A 20,280-nucleotide genomic window follows, 5' to 3' on the forward strand; every position below is an offset into this window, starting at 1 on the left:
TAGGTTGCTTTTTGATGTCTAAGGCTAGGCGAATTAACTTTAACGTTCTTCTTATATCGGCTGAGTCTTGGTCGGGCCACTGGGTCAGTAAGCATCATTACGCCAAGGCATTGGTCGATGCTGGTATATCGGTTTACTTTCTTGAGCCACCCACCTTGGGTTCAAAAAAATTTACCGTCCAAGAAGCTAAAGATGTGCTTGGTGTTCATGTACTGTCTTGCAGGCGAGTGTTCCCAGCATTGCAATATATCCCGGGAATATTTAGGAGGTTGATTGAACGTCGATGGTTAAATAGTTTGGAGCGTTTTTTAGATATTAATTTTGATGTTGTGTGGCTTTTTGAGAATTCACGTTTCTTCGATATGCGCTTCGCGGCCCATCGGTTGAAAATTTATCATCAAGTCGACCTTAATCAAAACTTCCACCCTTTGACGGCTGCTAAGACGGCAGATATAGTGCTTTGTACTTCTGACGTAATCGCAAATAATCTTGCCAAGTCTGGGAAAAAAATTCACAAAATACATCATGGTGTGACTCTTCATCAGGGCAATCCCCAAACGCTATCCGAGTCATCAAAAATTAAAAATAGTGATATTAATGCAGCTTACGTTGGGAACTTGGATATAGACTACCTTGACTTGCCCCTGCTTGAAGAGGCAGTGAGTATGCATCCTGAGATAGTTTTTCACCTTGTTGGAGGCTATTGCTCTGAAGGTGAAACTTATTCCGCGCTTAAGAAATATCAGAACGTACGCTGGTGGGGACAAGTTAATCCTGCTGCTGTCGCCTCTATATTACACACGATTGATATTAGCCTGTTGATATACAAGGCGGAGACGTATCGAGATCAATTGTCAAGTCCGCACAAAGTGATGGAATATTTGGCCGCAGGGGCTGTTTGCGTTGCCACTTATACTGATGAATATAAAGACCGTCCTGAATTATTGCAGATGGCCGAGCGGCGTGAAGATTACCTTTTGCTTTTGGCTGAGGTAGTTAAGTCCCTTGAAGTTTATAACTCGCCTGATGCGGTAAAATGTAGGCAGGCTTTTGCTGGGTCTCATACTTACTCAAAACAGTTGCAACGTATAGTTGCAATCATTGAAAACGCAGGCTTCAAAATGCCTATTTTGCGAGCTAGAGATGAGTAAAAATGTACTTTTCGTTACATGGGATGGCCCCCAAGTAAATTACCTTGAAAGCCTTTTTGCCCCTATTTTCGAGAGGCTCGAGTCTTACGGCTACCAATTCCATGTGATTCAATTTACCTGGGCGGATTCATCGCAATTAAGTCGTAGTCGTAAAGCATGTGAAGACCGAGGGATTCCCTATCGTTCTGTTAGAATATTGCGCTGGCCTTCCATATCAATTGGTAGCGTGCTGAGCGTTTTATGTTCCAAAAATATAATTCTCAGATCGATCAAAGATTGGAACATCGATATTTTAATGCCTCGGGCAACGCTTCCAGCTTGGGCGGTCGAGCGTGCTAATCGAAATTTACGACTTCCGGTAGTGTTTGACTCAGATGGTTTGCCTGTTGATGAGAAAGTTGAATTTGAAGGTTTAAAAGTATCGGGCTTGGCTCATCGGATGCTTCGTGACATAGAGTTCCGTGCGCTGCATTATTCTCAGGCGATAATGGTTCGCTCCAGTGATGCTGCGAGCATCTTGAAAGAGAGGGCGGGAGCCTCGTTTGAGCCTACAAAATTTTTTGTTGTTGGAAACGGTCGAGATTCAACGCTTTTTGCTCCATGCAATGATGGCGGGGATGTCAATTTAAAAAAATCAATAGGTCTTGATGCGCATGCCCCAACTGTTGCCTATGTTGGTTCTTTAGGCGGGAAATACCGTTTTGATCAGGTTTTAGAATTCTTCAATCGTTTGCGTATTTTGCAGGCGGATTTGCAGTTGTTGGTTGTCACGCCCAGTCCTGATCTGGCAATCAAGGCTCTAAGTAATGCTTCACAAAATGATGCCGAGCGTTGCGTTGTGGTATCAGTTTTCGGCAATGAAGTTCCTCAATATTTATCTTTTGTGGATTTAGGCTTGATGTTTATTGAGCCATCCTACTCAATGAGAGCAGTTGCCCCTGTAAAGCTCGGCGAATATTTATTGTGCGGACTGCCAGTGGTGGCGACTGTAAAAAATATTGGTGATTCGGCTGATGTTTTAAGTCCTGATTTTGGTTTTCCGTTATTTGATGTGGGTGAGCAATCTCTTCAGGCGGCGTCAGAATGGTTCGTTTCTCTGCTCAGTTCTGGAAATTTGCCTGGCGCACGGAAGGAAGCCCGCAAGGCGGGAGTGAAATATTTTTCCATGGAAGCTGTTATTGATGGTTATGTGCGTTCTCTGGATTGCGTCTTGCCTCGAGGTATTGAATAGTGCATTTGAACATTCTGTTAGTTTCTATTGCTTGCCCTCCCAAAAAAGATTCCGAGTCTTTACAGGTGGCAAAATATTTAAAATATCTTACAAAAAATGATCGAGTTAAGCTAGATGTTATTACTTCAAGAAATCCTACTTTGTATATGCCGTATGATTCTAGTCTCGAACCCTACTTAAACGGTGTACGCCAAGTTGTCGAAGTGCCAATTCAAGAATGGCGTTATATTAATATATTTTTAAGAAAATTTTTCCCGTCAATAATGATGAAGCCTGACTCCAAGAAAAGCTTTTGTTGTGGAGAGGAGCGCGCAAGTAGGCAGTTGTCCCAACACCCAGATGTGATTTATTCACGATCATTTCCTTTGTCATCAACGTTGATGGCTTATCGCTTGCATCAGAAATTCAAATGCCCTTGGGTTTTGCATCTCAGTGATCCATGGACTATTAACCCTTTGAATTCGTTGGCTCCAGCCCAGGCATGGAATGAGGAAATGGAACAGCGGTGTTTTTCTGCTGCTACAGTTTTGAGCTTTACTTCTGATAAAACACTTCGTCGTTATGCGGAGATATACCCTGATTTCTCCCATAAGATGATGGTTTTCCCTAATGTCTTTGATTCAGATAATATTCATTCAAACCCCTGGAAGAAAAAGGAGACAATGAAGCTTGTTTATACCGGTGGTTTGGTTGGTGATCGTACCCCAAATATTTTGGTTGATGCACTTATGTTGTTGCATGAAATGAATAGAGAGGCATTTTCTAATATAGAGGTTGTCTTGGCGGGTGAGACTGATCGTCTAGTGAGGAAAACACTTAATAAAAAGCCTTTCGGAATTAATCATGTTGGAGTGTTGAATTTTGACGAGACAGTTGCCTTGCAGGCAGAGGCGGATGTGTTACTGCTGATAGATACACCGACGAAAAATAGTGATGACGCCATGTTTTTCCCTTCTAAATTATTAGATTATATGCTTGCTGGGCGAAGAGTCTTTGCTGTTACGGATAGTAAAAGTTCAACTTCAGAAGTTATTAGAAGAGGTTCGCTGGGTGATATTATCGATCATGGAGACCCGCATACTCTAATGAATTATTTGGTTGATGCAGTTGATAATTGGAAGCTATCTCGACTTGAGTATTTTTCTACTGGAAATGCTGATCAGAATTATAGTGCAAAACATCAGGCCGAGAGATTATCAACCCTTTTTGAAAGCTTGACGTGAATGAAAAAATTGACTGCTCTTTTTATGGAATCTGTTTAAAGTATGGAGAAAGCGTGAAGCGAGTCGCGATAGTGCTAGGTACGCGCCCAGAGGCTATTAAATTATTGCCTGTTTATAAAGCTATGCAGGAGTCTTCGGTATTAGAGCCGGTCCTTGTATCTACGGGTCAGCATCGTGAGATGTTATTGCCTTTGTTTGACGTGTTTGGCGTAGAGCCGGATTTTGATTTGCAAATAATGACAAAGAATCAAACTCTATCCAGTTTGACTGCCCGTTTATTTGAGACACTTGGCGCGCTTTTTGATCAGCAAGATTTCTTTTCGGTCCTCGTTCAAGGTGACACGACTACCGCACTTGTTGGTGCTGTCGTGGGGTACTATCACAAAATAAATATTTGCCATGTGGAAGCGGGTCTTCGAACTTCGAATAAATGGTCTCCCTTCCCAGAAGAGTGTAACCGTAAAATGATTGGCTCTGTGGCTGACTTTCATTTCACACCAACATCAACGGCAACAAATGCCCTTATAAAAGAAGGAATTGTTGATGGTGTTTTTGAAGTTGGCAATACTGTCATTGACAGCTTGCTGTATGTGCAATCCCAGCTTGGAGAAGTTGGCGATAATTATCAGAATAAATATCGGAAATTACTGGGTTCAGAGAAACGGATGATTTTGGTTACAGGTCACCGTCGAGAGAGTTTTGGTGACGGGCTTAAGAATATTTGCATTGCATTGAAAAAGCTGGTTGAGCTCTACGAAGATATTGTTCTAGTGTATCCGGTTCACTTAAATCCTAATGTAAGAAATATAGTTGCGGATGTTCTTGGTGGTGAATCTAGGATAAAGCTTATTGATCCGGTTCCGTATACAGAGATGGTCTATTTGATGGGACAATCCTGGTTGATCCTCACTGATTCGGGCGGGATTCAAGAAGAGGCTCCCAGTTTAGGTGTTCCTGTTCTGGTGATGCGCGATACAACTGAGCGTCAGGAGGGCGTTGATGCTGGCTGTGCGCTGCTACTTGGGACTTCAATCCAAGGCATCCTCGATGGTGTCGCCAGCGTGATAGATAGTCCCGAGCGCTATCAATCAATGGTTAACTCACAAAACCCCTATGGAGATGGCCTGAGTTCTGCTCGTATTGTTTCTGCTTTAGAGGAAAGGAGTCTAATGAGTGACGGATAAACGATATTGTGTAGTGGATGTTTGTGGAACCCTTTTTACTGAAGATACTACGCTTGGGTTAATTCGTACTCATGTCACTCGAACCGGTAATACTTTTCGTCGCATATTACTATGGCTTCTCACCGTAAGGTTTTCACCCTTCTATTTGGCTTTTGTACTGCTTGAAAGGGTTAGCAGAAAGCATATTTTTAAGCATGCGATTATTAGATTTTTAGGTGGTTCTACTGTGCAGGAATTGGAGTTCAGTGCTGAGCGCTATATTGATCATTTAATGGCCTGCGATAAGCAAGCAGAAGTATGGTCTCGTTTAAAGTTGTGTGAAGGAGAGGTTCTGGTGTTAGCTTCGGCCAGCTTGGAACCTTTGGTGGCAGCTCTGGCTTCTAGACTTGGTTGTTTATATGTTGCTAGTAAGCTGGAGTGCAATGCTGATAGGTACAGCGGCCGTTTATTGATGGATGTTACTGGAAAAAAAATCGACTTTTTGAGCGCTTGTATCAAAGGGTTCAGTCTTGGAGAGGTTTCTACTGTGGTGTCTGACAATCTTACCGATGAACCCTTATTGTCGTTGGCAGATAAACCGGTTGTAGTCCTAAATCGCAGCAAGGATCGGTTGCGCTGGAAAGGTCTTGAGGCTGAATACTTGGAAGTGTGGCGATGAATTTTTTTTATTTGGTGCCATTTAATTATTTTTATTTCACTCGCTTGAAACACGGGTCTTTTGTTTTTCATTTTCTCTTTGAGTGGGTTGCGGCATTCTGGTTAGTAGCGTGGGTTGGGATTGGTGGAGACCTTTTACAGAGCTCTCTTGCAATGCTCTTCAGCTATTTGGCTTTTATCAGCATTTACGAGCTTGGCTACATGGCAAATGATCTGCATGCGGCAAAGCAAGAAATCGATGGACGGCGCAGGGGCCCTCAGGAGGCAAGCCGTGCTTGGATCTTTCTTTGGGTAATCAGTAGGCTGTTTTCATTTTTAGTTTGTACTATTTTAATGAATAAGCTATTTGACCCTGCTTGGTGGTCATTTTTTGCCGCATTGATTTTTGTTTTTTTATTGCACAATATTTTGACCGACCGTGAGCAGAAAGTAGCTACTTTCTCTTTGTTGGCCTGGTTTAGGTTTATGGCGCCTGTTATTTTTGTGGTGAGTGATAATCAAATTATGGGTGTAGGTCTTGCTGCGGCAATAGGGTATGTTGCTTACCGTAATCTTGGTTATATGGATAGCAAGGGTTTACTTTTAATGCCTGGCAGAAAGCGAATGGCTTTTAGGTTGTTTTTCTTTCTTATGCCATTTGCTGGTATTGTCGCCTTATGGCCTTATGAGGATGCACGAGGATATTGTTTGCTTGTTACCTATTGGGGGATTGTATCTGCCACTGGCGCGGTGGCTACATATAAATCTTCATAATTGTTTGTGGAAATTTAAAATTAAAATTTTATGTGAGCTGACTTTTCAGCGAGATTTTTCTCGATCTAAGCTCTAGGCAAATAGTAAATAGGATTATTCCTAACATCCCGAATCACCTTCTGTTATTTTGGAATTTACTTGATGTGCGGCATAGTTGGTTTTTTTACTCTTGGCCCTTATGGAGGAGCGAATTCTTTATCAACCATAGTCGAGTCTATGTCGGATGAAATAGCATCACGTGGGCCGGATGGAGATGGTGTGTGGGTGGATAACCACTCTGGACTGTCGTTAGGTCATCGCCGGTTATCCATTATCGACACCAGTGTCGCTGGCCATCAGCCAATGATGTCTTCCTGTGGCCGTTATGTATTGGTTTTTAACGGTGAAATCTACAATCACAATCACTTGAGAGAGTGCCTTGAGGCTGCCACGAAAGACTCCTTTCCATGGCGTGGTCACTCCGATACTGAAACCCTGCTTATGGCTTTTTCCTTCTGGGGAATTCGGAAAACACTTTCGGAAGCCAGTGGTATGTTTGCCCTAGCGCTTTGGGATAGAGAGCAGCAAATCTTGACGCTTGCCCGTGACCGTTTTGGTGAAAAGCCCCTTTACTATGGTTGGGTGGCAGGCGGCTTTGCGTTTGCCTCTGAGCTAAAGGCGATGCACAAGGCCCCAGGCTGGCAGGATGAGCTTGATAGTGTCGTGATTGAAGGCTATTTACGTCATGGCTGTGTGGGTGGAGAGCGCAGCATTTACCGTGATGTTTTCAAGCTTGTTCCCGGGGCATTGTTAACGCTATCACGACAGCAGCTTGTATCAGGTATGCGCCCTGAAGCACAGCGCTGGTGGTCTGCTGTGGATGTGGCCAGTGAAGCCATGCATTCTCGTGATTCTAACGTGGTTTCATCTTCCCGATTAGAGGCGGTATTAAAAGGCGCCGTGGGACGAATGATGGAGGCGGATGTTCCGCTGGGAGCCTTTTTATCCGGGGGCGTGGACAGTTCTTTGATTGTCGCGTTGATGCAGGCCCAGGCGTCAAGGCCTGTGAGGACGTTTTCGGTTGGTTTTGATGATGCTCGTTACGATGAATCCCGCCATGCGGCGGCGGTAGCCGCTCATTTGGGCACAGAGCACACCACCTTGCGGGCGACTGCTGAGATGGCGTTAGATCTTGTGCCTCGCCTGCCGTACTTGTATGACGAACCTTTTGCCGATTCCTCCCAGTTGCCCACCTGCCTGGTTGCGTCTCTGACGCGTGAGCATGTAACAGTCGCGTTGAGTGGTGATGGTGGGGATGAACTCTTCGGTGGCTATAATCGCCATGTGTGGGCGCCTCGTGTCTGGTCGCGGATGGCACCTTTGCCATTGCCTGTAAGACAAGGGATTGCAGGCCTGGTGAGAACAATTCCCGCCTCTGGATATGATCAAATTATGGCGATCGCGGCTCGGGTAATGCCTTCACGCTTTCAGGTGCGGACCTTTGGTGAAAAGCTCTACAAGCTGGCCGATGTGATGGGCTGCGATTCACCCCGTGCACTATACGTCGATCTTGCTTCCATGAATCGTGATCCGGGTCTGCTGATGGATCCGGCGAGTCGAACCGGTTTTGAACTGGCTGAGCGTTATCCCTTGCTGGACAGTTTCAGCCAGACAGAGTGGATGTTGCTCATGGATACACTCACTTATATGGTCGACGATGTGCTGGTTAAAGTGGACCGGGCGAGTATGGCGTCCAGCCTTGAGGTGAGGTCGCCGTTTCTGGACCCGGAAGTTTTTCAGGCTGCCTGGTCGCTACCGTTACACCAACGTGTGGATCAGGGTGAGGGCAAGCGTGTGTTGCGTGAGATCCTTTATCAGCATGTGCCACGCGCCCTGATCGAACGCCCCAAGATGGGTTTTGCTGTCCCCTTGGACGATTGGTTGCGCGTTCCGCTGAGGGAATGGGCAGAAGATTTGTTGTCTATTAGGTCACTATCTGCGCTGCCCATGCTGAATGCAGGAGCCATTCGTCAGCTATGGCAACAGCATCTTAAGGGGCAGGGTCACTATGCCCAACAGTTGTGGGTGGTGCTGCAGTTACTGGCTTGGGCCAGGCACTGGAAGCCAGGAGTGAATGCATGTTCCTGATCTGTGCAGGGGGCGGCTGATGTTGCCTTATTGGTTGTTTTTTCTGCTGCCGTGTGTGGGTCTTTTTATAAATAGGCAGCTGAATCAGCGCTCTCAGGTTTGGTCATGGAGTGCCATCGGGTTGTTCTTTGCTCTCGCCATGGGCATGCGGTATCAGGTTGGTGGGGATTGGGGCGCCTATCTCCGTATGCTTGAGATGCAGTCAGGGAGGTCGCTGGGAGATGTTATTACGGGTGAAGACCCCGGCTTTTATCTACTTTGCTGGTTAGTGGAGCGTGCAGGAGGATCAATCTACTGGGTGAATACCCTGTGCGGTATGATTGTCATGGCTGGGGTGGTGCGTTTTTGTCGCAGTCTGCCGCTGCCATGGCTTGCATTGCTGGTTTCAGTACCATACCTGATTATCGTTGTGGGCATGGGCTATACTCGCCAAGCTGCGGCGCTTGGTTTCCTGATGCTTGGGCTGGTTTCACTCACTAACCAGAGTTTGCGCTGGTTTCTGTTCTGGACGTTGCTGGGGGCGACCTTTCACAAATCGGCGGTGTTGATGCTGCCGGTAGCCGCGCTGGCTTCGACTTCCAATCGCTTCTGGAGCCTGTTCTGGGGGGGGGTGATTTCTATTGCTGCGGGTTATCTGTTTTTGCTCGATTCTGCTGCATACCTCTGGACAAACTATGTGGAGGCTGACTATCAGTCTCAGGGTGGCATGATTCGTGTTTTGATGAATGCGGTACCCGCAGCCCTATTTCTTTCGTTGAATCGGCGTATGCGTTTGTCAGCGGGAGAGCAAAAACTCTGGTTCTGGATGTCTCTGTTCTCACTGGCGTGTATTCCGTTAGTGGTGCTGTCTTCGACGGCGACGGATCGAGTGGCGTTGTATCTCATTCCCATACAGTTGTTCGTGTTTTCGCACCTCCCTTTTCTTGCCAAAGAGCCCTCTTTGCGGGCGACTATTGCGCTTGCGGTGGTGTGTTACTACGCCTTTGTGCAGTTTGTATGGTTGGTTTTTGGCGCTCATTCTTATGCTTGGGTTCCGTACCAGGTATTCTGGTTGATCTAATTCTGGCGACTGTTGATGCAAACCGTATTTCTTACCTCCAACACCTCTTGGTATTTATACAACTTCCGAAATAGCACTATTCGTGCGTTGCAGGATAAAGGCTACAAAGTCGTTTGCCTATCACCCGAGGATGACTTCAGCCAACGGCTTGAGAATGAGCTCGGTGCTGAACATGAGGCCTTGCCCATGGTGGGCAAGAGCACCGGGCTGGTGCAGGAGCTACGCAGTTTGCTGTTTATCTGGCAGATCTTTCGGCGCTACAAACCGGTTTTTGTTTTCAACTTCACCATTAAGCTGAATTTGTATGGCGGGCTGGCTTGCACGGTGTTGCGGGTGCCGTTTGCGAATAATATTTCTGGTCTGGGTACGGCCTTTATTTACGATTCCTGGCTTTTCCGTCGGGTGCGACAAGTGTATGGCTGGGTGAATCGCCGGGCGCGCCATTTATTCTTCCAGAATGAGGAAGACCTGGCGGTGTTTCGGGATGCCGGTTTGCTTGGCGATAGGCCCATGACGTTGTTGCCGGGTTCGGGAGTCGATCTTGATCATTTTGCCTTTCAAGTACTGCCGGAAGATAAAGCAATTACCTTTGTCATGATTGCCCGCCTGTTGGGGGATAAGGGCGTACGTGAATATGCTGGTGCCTGCCGCTTGCTCAAGAAAAAGGGCGTTGCCAGCCGTTGTTTACTGGTGGGGCCATTGGGGGTGAGTAATCACAGTGCTGTCAGTGAAGCGGAAGTGGCTGGCTGGCAGAAAGAAGGGATTCTGGATTACCGGGGGGTTACCGATGATGTGCGCCCGGTGATTGCTGAATCCCATTTGCTGGTGCTGCCGTCCTACCGGGAGGGCATGCCGCGCACGGTGCTGGAGGCCGCTGCCATGGGTCGGCCGGCCATTGTGACGGACGTGCCGGGGTGCCGGCAGGCCGTTGAGGCGGGTAAGACCGGCTGGCTTTGTGAGGCGCGGAGCGATACCTCCCTGGCTGAGCAGATGCTGAATGTGATTGGCATGAGTGCTGCTGAGCGGCAAGGGGCAGGCAAGGCGGCCCGTGAGCGTATGGAGGCCTCGTTTAGCGAGGCCAGGGTGGTTCAGGCATATCTGGATTGTCTGGGCGGGTAGCGACCGCGAGAGTAGGCCGTCATGTATATCCTTTCCAAGTTTGCCATCTCCCTGATTTCTCCCCTGGGGGCGTCCCTGTTGCTGGGGCTTTTTGCCTTGCTGTTTGCCAGCTTTTCTCGCCGACGTATGGCGGTGCTGTCGGGTGTTATTGCTGTGGGGTGGTTGGGAATTTGGTCCTTGCCGGTGGCCAGTGACTGGCTGCGTGCTTCGCTGGAGGATCAGTTCCCGCCATTGGCTGTGGCGTCCGTTCCCCAGGCCGGGGCTTGTGGTGCTGGGAGGCGGTGTTACCCCGCCGGTAAGGGGGGACTTGGCTCCCAACCTGGAGTCTGGCGCGGATCGGGTCTGGTATGGTGCGCGGTTAATGCATGCGGGCAAGGCTCCGGTGGTGGTGTTGAGTGGCGGCGCTGATCTGTCATTCAGTGCCACAACCGAAGCGGAGGCCATGCGAGAACTTATGCTGGATCTTGGGATAGACCATGAGGCGATGCTTCTGGAAGCGCGCAGTCGAAATACGCTGGAAAACGCCGGATTATCAGCCAATATTCTTAAGAAGAGGGGTGTTGATACGATTATTTTGGTGACGTCGGCGTTACACATGCAAAGAGCCCTGGCCAAGTTCAAGGATAAGGGGATCGGTGTGATTCCTGCGGCGACGGATCATGAAGTGTTGCGTCGCCCTGGGTGGCAGAACTGGCTGCCGGATACCGCGGCGCTGGATGGCAGTGCCCGGGCTATGAAGGAGTGGGTAGGGTACTGGGTCGGGCGCTGAGGTTAGTGGCCATGGCTTGCATGACGGCAGAGGGCTGACGGTACCGGTGAAGAGGCAGGTTAGTAGTCCCCTCGTTGTTGAAACCCTGCTGCCGCCGTATGAAGAGGCTACTCCTTCGAGCATGAGAGTCGCCTGGGGCCAGTCGGGAACCGTGGTTTGTGTCTATTTCAGCTCTCTTCTAAATGCCCTTTTGATAGGCATTGCACCTGCTGTTGCGTTATTGCATCTTCGACGTTCTTGCGATGGGTGTTGGCACCTTCCCTGCAATGAGTTCCCAGGAGGCGGTCAGGGATGCTGGCGTGGGCTAATTCGTGCTTCGTTGATGTGCGTTGTGCATTGTGCTGGTGCGCATGTACTGCTTACCTCATATGGGGGATGCGAATGTACTTAAAGATTTATACATTTCGTATCGTAATTTTTTGGTCATTGAGTAGTGGTTCACTGACGTACCGCGTATAATCATTTTCGTTTTGGGGTCTGGAGTTTCAGGCGGGGACGGATGCCCCTTCCGAGTGACGCCAACTTTTTTAAAAGGCTTGGACATGGACGCTGCTGGTACTTCTCTCTTATCGGGTATTTTTGCCCTTATTTCCATGCGTATGCTAATGCCCTTTGCGGTGAAGATGCGCCTGGTTGACCGGCCTAATCAACGAAAGCTGCACAAAGGGGCTGTCCCTTTAGTAGGGGGGCTGAGTGCCTTTGCCGGGGTTTGTCTGGGGTGGCTTTTGGGTATGCCACTCTCTACGGGCTACGTCATTTTTCTTATCTGCGCTTCGCTTCTGGTTCTTTTGGGGGCGATGGATGACGCCCGTGATCTGCCCGCGAAATTTCGATTGGCCGCGCAAGTGGTGCTGGGGGCGGCGCTGGTTTACGGCTCGGGGGATTCTCTGGAGTCATTCGGGAACCTGTTTGGCCTGGGTGTGATTGAGCTGGGAGTACTGGGGCCCCTGGTATCCATCGCTGCCGTGATTGGGGCGACTAACGCCTTTAACATGATTGATGGTATTGATGGGCTGGCGGGCAGTCTATCTCTTACGGCACTGTTGTCACTGGCACTGCTTTTTGCGAGTGCGCCAGGGCATGATGCTGGTCTCGCATTGGCGATGGGCTTGTCTTGCGCCTTAATGCCCTACCTGATGGCTAACTTGCGCATTCCGCCGTTCAAACGCCGTATCTTTATGGGCGATGCCGGTTCCATGTTTATCGGCTTTGCCATTGTCTGGCTGATGATCCAGGGCGCGCCACTGGAAGGTGCTGCTTTCAGACCTGTCACGGCGCTCTGGATTATTGCCATCCCGCTGATTGATATGGTGGCCATCATGTTCCGCCGTGCCCGCAAGGGGCAGTCGGTAATGCGTCCTGATCGGGAGCATCTTCATCATATCTTTATGCGTTCCGGTTTCAGCGATCGTGAGACGCTGGTGCTGATTACTTTTGTCGCCATGCTGTTTGCCGGCTTCGGGCTGCTGGGAGAGTTTCTGCAGATTCCCGAGTGGGTGATGTTTGCGGCATTTGCAGTGTTGTTTGTGCTGTATGATTACGCCCTAAGCCGTGTGTGGCGCTTGCTGGCGTTGTTTCGTCGCAAGAATGCAGGCAAGACGCATCTGGCCAGATAGAAGCCTCTGCCTGTTACAAGCGAAGGCCAAGATCAGGGTCAAGTTTCACAAAACGGGCTTCTGCCCTGTGTCTTCGCCCTATTCGCCATGCAAGCATGGCTCCTGTAGTGAGGGGCTTGCCATGGCGACTGTTTACTTGCACTCTCTCGTCTATTCGGTTGTTGCATTCAAGCAATAACATCCTGGCTCTGCCCCCTGATTATTAGGCCTCTTGTGTCCGGTTCCTCTCTTTTTCGACGCCTGCAAAGCGACATCGGTTTATCGTTCCTACGCACTTTTGTGGCCCGTGGGGTTGCGGCTTTGGGCGCTGTGGCGCTGTTGTTGGTGGTCGGGCGTATTCTCGGGCCGGAAGGCGTGGGTGCGATGGCGCTGGCCCAGGCGGTGTTGATGGGCGCCTCGCTGATGGCGCGCGGTGGCATGGATAACGCCTTGATGCGCTTCGTGGGGCAGGATCATGGCTCCATGCATGTGTTTCTGTATTTGCGCTGGGCGATGCTGCAGGGGCTGGCGATCGGCTTGGTGGTCGCGGCCTTGCTGGTGGGGCTGCGTGGCTGGGTGGAAGGGCTGTTTTCGTCTGCTGGGTTGGCGGATATGCTGTTGGGCTTCGCGTTGGCGGTGCCTGCATCAGTGTTTGCCTTTCTGCTGGCGGGATTTTTCAAGGGGGTTCGCATGCCGGCTACGGCCAGCATGATGGAAAATGGCTCGGTCTCTCTGTTTACGGCGGTCTTTCTATTGATCTGGTTTAGTCTGGCCGGAGAGCTGGATTATGCGGCCATTGGCTGGGCGTATTTCGTGGCAGCCACTCTGGTGGCCGGGCAGGGTGCTGTTCAGCTTGGGCTGTGGCGGCGGCCCAAGCTAGTTAATGGCGTGGCGGAAGGTCCGGCGGTGTCACGTGGGCAGTTTCATATAACCTCACGGGCCTTTTTTGCATCGACGTTCGCCAACTTTATGCAGTCTGTGTTGGCAGTGATGATTGCCGGCTGGTTGCTGACGGATGCGGGGCTGGGCTTATTCAAGTCTGCTCAGCAGATCGGGATGCTGATCGCGTTTGTGCTGGTTGTCATTAACGCGATATTTCCGCCACGGTTTGCCGCCCTCTATCATCAAGGTAAGCACTCAGAACTAAATCGCCTCGCTCGGCAGGGGGCGCTGCTGGGCATCATCATTGCGATGCCGCTGCTGCTGATTTGTCTGATTTTTCCGGGCTGGGTGCTGCATTGGTTCGGTGAGGATTTCACCCAGGCGGCCGCTCTGCTACGGGTGATTGCCCTGGCCCAGCTGGTGAATGTGGCCAGCGGATCGGTGGGTTTTCTGCTCAACATGACCGGCCATGAAAAGCTGATGCGCAATATCGCGCTAATCTGTAATGCCCTGGGCCTGCTGGGCTTCTGGGTATTGATTCCTCCCTTCGGCCCCATGGGGGCGGCGCTGGCGCTGGCGTTTGTGCTGGTGTGTCAGAACCTGGTGGCACTGGTGTTTGTCTGGCGCATACTGGGCATCTGGACGTTGCCTTGCCCCAATGTGCTGGCGATGCTGGGGATGCGGACGCTGGCGAAGGATTAAAAGCAGCTTTGAGCTGCCAGCTTCGAGGAAAATTAAAGGCCAAGAGCTTCGCGATGCAAGCATAGCTCCCACATGGGGACGCCGGTATGCCGCTGTAATGTGGGAGCTATGCTTGCATGGCGAACCCCGTGAGGGTTTCTGTAGGATGTTCCCTTCCAGGGGACGAACCGCGTAGCGGGGGATGCCGTAGCAGGGGCAAGCTACAAGCCTCAAGCTGCAAGGAAGATCAAAGGCGGGGCTCACTCTGCCTTTGATTTTCCATGTAGCTAGCTGCTGTTTTTTTTGATCTTCCTCAAAGCTGACAGCTCACAGCTCAACGCTGCTTTTCAAAGGATTGAATATGGATTGTCGTGATGACCGCCAGGATGGCGTGTTTCCATATGTGGTGCACCATGGTGCGGTGCAGGGTGTGACAGGCTCGGCCCATGAGTGGGTGGTGAGTGAGTCGGCGTCGGTGCTGATCGACTGTGGCTTGTTTCAGGGCCGTGATACCGGCCCGGCTGGCGCGTCGGCGTCGGACCTTTCCATTGATTTTGATATTTCCCGGATACAGGCGGTGGTGCTGACCCATGTGCATATTGATCATGTGGGCCGGTTACCCTGGTTGTTTGCAGCAGGCTATGAAGGGCCCGTGTTTTGCAGTGAGCCTTCGGCCCGGTTGTTGCCAATTGTGCTGGAGGATGCCTTCAAGCTGGGGATTAGCCGGCAGCCGGATCAGGTAGAGGCATTTCTGACGCTGCTGGGGCAGCGGCTGGTGCCGGTGCCGTATGAACAATGGACGGCGTTGCCTCTGGTGGGGGCGTCGGCATTTATTCAGTTGTTGCCGGCGGGCCATATTCTGGGCTCGTCGTCGGTGTCTTGTCGGAACTCAAAGGGGCATGTGACGGTGTTTTCCGGGGATCTGGGGGCCCGCCTGGCGCCGATTCTCCGCCCGGCGCAGTCGCCGTACCGCGCTGATTGTCTGGTGATCGAAAGCACTTATGGGGACCGTATGCACGAGGGCAGGGCCACGCGTTCTGCCCGGCTGGAGCATGCGCTGGTCAGGGCCATGGAAGACAATGGAACGCTATTGATCCCGGCTTTCAGTATTGGTCGCAGCCAGGAGCTGTTGTATGAGCTGGAAGGCCTGATTCATCGACACCGCAGTTCGCCTGTGAATGACGGGTTGGACTGGGAGGCGCTGCCGATAGTGCTCGATTCGCCTCTGGCAAGCCGGTTTACCCGGGTGTACCGGGAACTGGATGATTTCTGGGATGCGGAGGCCCGTGAACGGCTTGACCAGGGGCGCAAGCCGTTAGGGTTTGAGCAGCTGCTGACGGTGGATGATCACGATGCCCACATGCGGATGGTGCGCTACCTGGCAGAGAGCGCACGGCCGGCGGTGGTGATTGCGGCCAGCGGCATGTGTGCGGGTGGGCGAATTATGAATTACCTGAAGGCCATGCTGGGCGATGCTCGGCATAACTTGCTGTTTGTGGGGTATCAGGCCCTGGGGACGCCAGGGAGAACGATTCAGCAGGAAGGGCAAGGCGGTGAGGTGGTGCTGGATGGCGAGCGTTATTCGATTTCCCTGCCGGTGACGTCTATCAGTGGTTATTCCGCCCACGGGGATCAGCAGGATTTACTGGATTTTGTGGCGAGGATGCAGGAGAAGCCGGATGAAGTGCGCGTGGTGCATGGCGATCCCGAAGCCAAGGAGGAGCTGAAGGCGGCTCTGGAAGTGTGTTACGACCGGTGGGCGTTGCCGGTAAGAGTGTTATGTCCCGGAGGGTAAAACCTGCTGTCACGGGTCTGCAGACGAGAGGAGACGTGTAAACACGGAGTTTGGCTGTAGTTTGGTTATCACTTGCAGGCTCGCTATTGCGGTGAAGGCCTTGTCTGCTCTGGGACTGCCGGGCCGAACCCAATCGTTCTTGTTGGCTGGAAAGAGGGGAGTGACGGTATTGGCGATAGGGCCGTGTTCCGGATGAGAGCTGGCCAACTGGCTGACTGTGGGGCGAAGGGTGGTGGATTTCGGTACGGCTGGTGAGCTGGTATTCTTGCTCTCTTGTCCTTTGGACTCTGGTGTTTCGTTCCAAGCCGACTGAAAAACGAGCAATTAATGAAGATTCTGGTTACCGGTGGCGCGGGTTTTATTGGTTCCGCCGTGATTCGTCACATCATCCATAACACCGGCGACAGCGTCGTCAATGTGGATAAACTCACCTATGCCGGCAACCTGGAAAGCCTGGCAAGTGTCAGCGATGACTCGCGCTATACCTTTGAAAAGGTTGATATTTGTGATCGCAAGGCTCTGGATGAGGTGCTTGAGCGTCATCAGCCCGATTCAGTTATGCATCTTGCTGCAGAGAGCCATGTGGACCGCTCCATTGATGGCCCGGCCGCCTTCATGGAAACCAACATCATCGGGACCTATACGCTGCTGGAAGCAGCACGCCAATACTGGAATACACTGGACGCGAATGGCAGGCAGGTTTTCCGCTTCCACCATGTCTCCACTGATGAAGTGTATGGTGATCTGGAGGGGCCGGAAGACTTGTTTACGGAATCCTCGCCCTATGCGCCCAGTTCACCATACTCTGCCAGTAAGGCCAGTTCGGACCATCTGGTGCGTGCATGGCTGCGAACCTATGATTTTCCGACGCTTATCTCCAACTGTTCCAACAATTACGGGCCTTATCACTTTCCGGAAAAGCTCATCCCGTTGATGATTCTTAACGCTCTGGAAGGTAAGCCCTTGCCAGTGTACGGGGAGGGTACCCAGGTGCGAGACTGGCTTTATGTGGAAGACCACGCTCGCGCCCTCTACAAGATAGTCACTGAAGGCAAAGTTGGTGAAACCTACAATATTGGTGGGCATAACGAGAAGCAGAATATCGAGGTGGTGCACGCGTTGTGCGATTTACTTGATGAATTGGTGCCTGAGAAGCCCGAGGGCATTAACCGGTATCGGGAGCTGGTTGTCCATGTACAAGATCGCCCCGGCCACGACCTGCGCTACGCCATTGACGCCAGCAAGATTCAGCGCGATCTCGGCTGGACCCCGGAAGAAACCTTTGAAACCGGTATTCGCAAGACAGTGCAGTGGTATCTGGAAAACAGTGAATGGTGTCAACGGGTGCAGGACGGTAGTTACCGGCGCGAACGGTTGGGAACAGGGGAGTCAATATGAAAGGCATTGTTCTGGCCGGAGGGTCTGGAACCCGGCTTTATCCCATCACGATGGGGGTTTCCAAGCAGCTGCTGCCGATTTATGACAAGCCGATGATTTACTACCCCTTGTCTGTACTGATGCTGGCAGGCATTCGGGAAATACTCATCATTACCACGCCGGAAGACCTGGATGGCTTTTATCGTCTGCTCGGCGATGGCCAGCAATTTGGCATCTCCCTTAGTTACAAGGTGCAGCCAAGCCCTGATGGTCTGGCGCAAGCCTTTATTCTTGGGGAGGAATTCATTGGTAACGATAGTGTCTGCCTTGTGCTGGGCGACAATATTTTTTATGGCCAGAATTTTAGTCCCAAACTGAAGACGGCTGCAGCAAAGGCTGGTGGTGCGACTGTTTTTGGTTATCAGGTGAAAGACCCGGAAAGATTCGGTGTTGTAGAGTTTGATGAGAATAAGCGGGCGATATCTCTTGAGGAGAAACCTGCCAGGCCGAAATCCAACTATGCTGTGACGGGGCTTTACTTTTATGACAACGACGTCATCGATATAGCCAAGTCCGTGGAGCCATCGGGTCGCGGTGAGCTGGAAATTACCTGTGTTAATCAGGCCTATCTGGATCGCGGTGATCTGACTGTCGAATTGCTCGGCAGGGGCTTCGCCTGGCTGGATACCGGTACCCATGAAAGCCTTCTGGAAGCTGCCCAATTCGTGGAAACCATTGAGAGCCGGCAAGGCTACAAAATTGCCTGCCTGGAAGAGATCGCCTGGCGCAATGGCTGGCTCACTACAGAACAGGTCGAAGCGACGGGGAATGCCCTGGCGAAAAATGGTTACGGGCAATACCTCCTGGATATCATCAGGGGGCCTCAGTGATTCCGGTTACCAAGCCTTATCTGCCTGACCGGCAGAAATTAGAGCAATACATTGATGGTATCTATGAGAGAGGCTGGCTTACCAATAATGGTCCTCTTGTTAAGGAGCTGACAGCCCGGCTTGAAGAGTACCTGGGCGTGGAAAATCTGCTGCTGGTAGCTAACGGTACCCTGGCGCTGCAGGTTGCTTATCGGACATTGGGAGTAAGCGGCCATCAATATGCCGAAAAGCCGGAAGCGATTACAACACCATTTACCTTTATCGCCACTGCCAGCTCTTTGGCTTGGGACGGCGTAAAACCCGTTTTTGTAGATATTGATGCAGATAGCTGGTGTTTGGATCCGAAAAATATTGTCAGCGCCATTACGGCCAACACTCGGGCTATTGTGCCGGTTCACGTTTTCGGCAACCCCTGTGATGTGGACTTCATTGGTGATGTTGCCAGACACCATAATCTGAAGGTTATCTATGATGCATCTCATGCCTTCGGTGTGAATTACAAGGGAGAAAGTCTCTTGGGTTACGGTGATGCCTCCACTCTCAGTTTTCATGCTACCAAGTTGTTTCATACTGTTGAGGGTGGGGCCATTGTGTTCCGCCGCAAGGAAGATCTGGAGCGAGCGAAAGCGATGATCAACTTCGGAATCACTGGCCCGGAAAGTATCCAGGAGCTTGGGATTAACGCGAAGATGAATGAATTGCAGGCAGCAGTAGGGCTATGTGTGCTGGATGAGATGCAGGAAAATATTGAAGGAAGAAGTCGGGTAAGCAATTTTTATAGAAGGCATTTGAGCAATTTGGTTTCGTTTCAGGCAAGCAATGATGAATCCAGCAGCAATGAGTCTTACGCTCCCGTATTGCTGGAGACTGAGAGTCAGGTTGAGAGTATCAAGCGTGAGTTGGAAGCCTCAGGTATTGGTGCTAGACGTTATTTTTACCCTTCTCTTGAGTCTTTTGATTTTCTGGGGGCGGGAGAGCGATTACCGGTGTCAACGGACGTGGCTGGTCGTATCCTGTGTCTGCCGCTGTATTGTGACCTTGATGCCGAGACTCAGAAGCGAATAGTCAAAATAATTGAAAATGAGGTTGGGTAATGGTTCTGGCAGTTATGCAGCCCTATCTCTTTCCTTATATTGGGTATTTTCAGCTTATTTTTGCAGCAGATATCTTTCTTGTTTATGACGATGTGTCTTTTATCAAGCAGGGCTATATAAACAGAAATACTATCCTCACCGAAAAAGGTGTTAAACGCTTTACGGTGCCTGTGCCTGGGGCGTCATCGAATAAAATGATATGCGATCTTGATTTCTCGAGAGATGTGAGAAAAATCAAGGAAATGGTTCGGCAAAGTTATTCTAAGGCGCCATATTTCGACCAGGTCTTTCCTCTGATCTGTAGCATTCTTGAGTATAGAGAAAGGTCAATTGCCGATTTGTGTATATATAGCTATCAATTGATTTTTGACTATCTTGGCATCGGAAAAGAAATGATAAAAACCAGCGACATTGATTACGATCGCAGTGTTAGTGCTAGAGATAAGTTGATTTCATTTTGTCGCACTTTTTCAGCTGATAGTTATATCAACGTTCCTGGGGGGCGGGCCCTATATTCAAGATCTGATTTTTCAGAACGAGGTATAAGCCTGAAGTTTATCGAACCCGTTGATGTTGTATATTTTCAAGGCGGTGATGAGTTTGTGCCGAATCTTTCAATTATTGATTTATTGATGAACTGTTCGGTCAGCAAGGTCCATGAATTGCTTAGAAGCTACCGCCTTGCATAATCT

17 protein-coding genes are annotated in these 20,280 nt (G+C 50.3%); all 17 read left to right on the top strand.

Annotated elements, in window-relative coordinates:
* The first annotated feature begins 14 nt into the window (after window positions 1-14).
* Complete coding sequence (locus tag T9A_RS08240; protein ID WP_035246952.1) at window positions 15-1,151, top strand: glycosyltransferase; 1,137 nt, start codon at window positions 15-17, stop codon at window positions 1,149-1,151.
* Window positions 1,144-2,382, top strand: coding sequence for a glycosyltransferase (locus T9A_RS17075; protein WP_156964868.1), 1,239 nt, complete (start codon window positions 1,144-1,146; stop codon window positions 2,380-2,382). Before T9A_RS08240 ends, T9A_RS17075 begins: the two co-directional genes overlap by 8 nt.
* Entirely contained in the window at window positions 2,382-3,605 is a 1,224-nt protein-coding gene (locus tag T9A_RS17080) for a glycosyltransferase family protein (protein WP_156964869.1), read from the top strand. The genes T9A_RS17075 and T9A_RS17080 overlap by 1 nt, the downstream gene beginning before the upstream one ends.
* On the top strand, window positions 3,602-4,789 hold the full coding sequence (gene wecB, locus T9A_RS08250; protein WP_198030640.1) for a non-hydrolyzing UDP-N-acetylglucosamine 2-epimerase: 1,188 nt from the start codon (window positions 3,602-3,604) through the stop codon (window positions 4,787-4,789). Before T9A_RS17080 ends, wecB begins: the two co-directional genes overlap by 4 nt.
* Entirely contained in the window at window positions 4,779-5,447 is a 669-nt protein-coding gene (locus tag T9A_RS17085; RefSeq protein WP_156964870.1) for a haloacid dehalogenase-like hydrolase, read from the top strand. Before wecB ends, T9A_RS17085 begins: the two co-directional genes overlap by 11 nt.
* Entirely contained in the window at window positions 5,444-6,199 is a 756-nt protein-coding gene (locus tag T9A_RS08260; protein WP_035246961.1) for a hypothetical protein, read from the top strand. The genes T9A_RS17085 and T9A_RS08260 overlap by 4 nt, the downstream gene beginning before the upstream one ends.
* Window positions 6,200-6,340: 141 nt before the next feature.
* Window positions 6,341-8,326 (top strand): asparagine synthase (glutamine-hydrolyzing), encoded by a 1,986-nt coding sequence (asnB, locus tag T9A_RS08265; protein ID WP_035246964.1) that lies wholly within the window; start codon window positions 6,341-6,343, stop codon window positions 8,324-8,326.
* Entirely contained in the window at window positions 8,313-9,386 is a 1,074-nt protein-coding gene (locus T9A_RS08270) for an EpsG family protein (RefSeq protein WP_198030641.1), read from the top strand. The genes asnB and T9A_RS08270 overlap by 14 nt, the downstream gene beginning before the upstream one ends.
* Window positions 9,387-9,401: 15 nt before the next feature.
* Window positions 9,402-10,505, top strand: coding sequence for a glycosyltransferase family 4 protein (locus T9A_RS08275; protein ID WP_035246967.1), 1,104 nt, complete (start codon window positions 9,402-9,404; stop codon window positions 10,503-10,505).
* A gap of 268 nt (window positions 10,506-10,773) precedes the next feature.
* Entirely contained in the window at window positions 10,774-11,274 is a 501-nt protein-coding gene (locus tag T9A_RS08280) for a YdcF family protein (protein ID WP_052042668.1), read from the top strand.
* A 542-nt stretch (window positions 11,275-11,816) separates the two neighbouring features.
* On the top strand, window positions 11,817-12,890 hold the full coding sequence (wecA, locus tag T9A_RS08285) for a UDP-N-acetylglucosamine--undecaprenyl-phosphate N-acetylglucosaminephosphotransferase (protein ID WP_052042671.1): 1,074 nt from the start codon (window positions 11,817-11,819) through the stop codon (window positions 12,888-12,890).
* Window positions 12,891-13,199: 309 nt separating this feature from the next.
* The gene (locus tag T9A_RS16600) at window positions 13,200-14,453 is read left to right on the top strand and encodes an oligosaccharide flippase family protein (RefSeq protein WP_232222053.1); all 1,254 of its coding nucleotides are present in this window, start codon (window positions 13,200-13,202) and stop codon (window positions 14,451-14,453) included.
* 340 nt (window positions 14,454-14,793) lie between these two features.
* Window positions 14,794-16,227 (top strand): MBL fold metallo-hydrolase RNA specificity domain-containing protein, encoded by a 1,434-nt coding sequence (locus T9A_RS08295; RefSeq protein ID WP_052042676.1) that lies wholly within the window; start codon window positions 14,794-14,796, stop codon window positions 16,225-16,227.
* Window positions 16,228-16,554: 327 nt separating this feature from the next.
* Entirely contained in the window at window positions 16,555-17,625 is a 1,071-nt protein-coding gene (gene rfbB / locus T9A_RS08300; protein ID WP_035246969.1) for a dTDP-glucose 4,6-dehydratase, read from the top strand.
* A complete protein-coding gene (gene rfbA / locus T9A_RS08305) occupies window positions 17,622-18,494 on the top strand; it encodes a glucose-1-phosphate thymidylyltransferase RfbA (protein WP_035246972.1) in 873 nt (290 codons plus the stop codon). The genes rfbB and rfbA overlap by 4 nt, the downstream gene beginning before the upstream one ends.
* Window positions 18,491-19,588: a DegT/DnrJ/EryC1/StrS family aminotransferase gene (locus tag T9A_RS08310; RefSeq protein WP_035246974.1), complete on the top strand. Its 1,098-nt coding sequence runs from the start codon at window positions 18,491-18,493 to the stop codon at window positions 19,586-19,588. The genes rfbA and T9A_RS08310 overlap by 4 nt, the downstream gene beginning before the upstream one ends.
* Window positions 19,588-20,277, top strand: a complete 690-nt coding sequence (locus tag T9A_RS08315) for a WbqC family protein (RefSeq protein ID WP_035246978.1) — start codon at window positions 19,588-19,590, stop codon at window positions 20,275-20,277. Before T9A_RS08310 ends, T9A_RS08315 begins: the two co-directional genes overlap by 1 nt.
* The last annotated feature ends 3 nt before the right edge of the window (window positions 20,278-20,280 follow it).

It is taken from the genome of Alcanivorax jadensis T9, from assembly GCF_000756655.1.
In the GTDB taxonomy this organism is placed as follows: domain Bacteria; phylum Pseudomonadota; class Gammaproteobacteria; order Pseudomonadales; family Alcanivoracaceae; genus Alcanivorax; species Alcanivorax jadensis.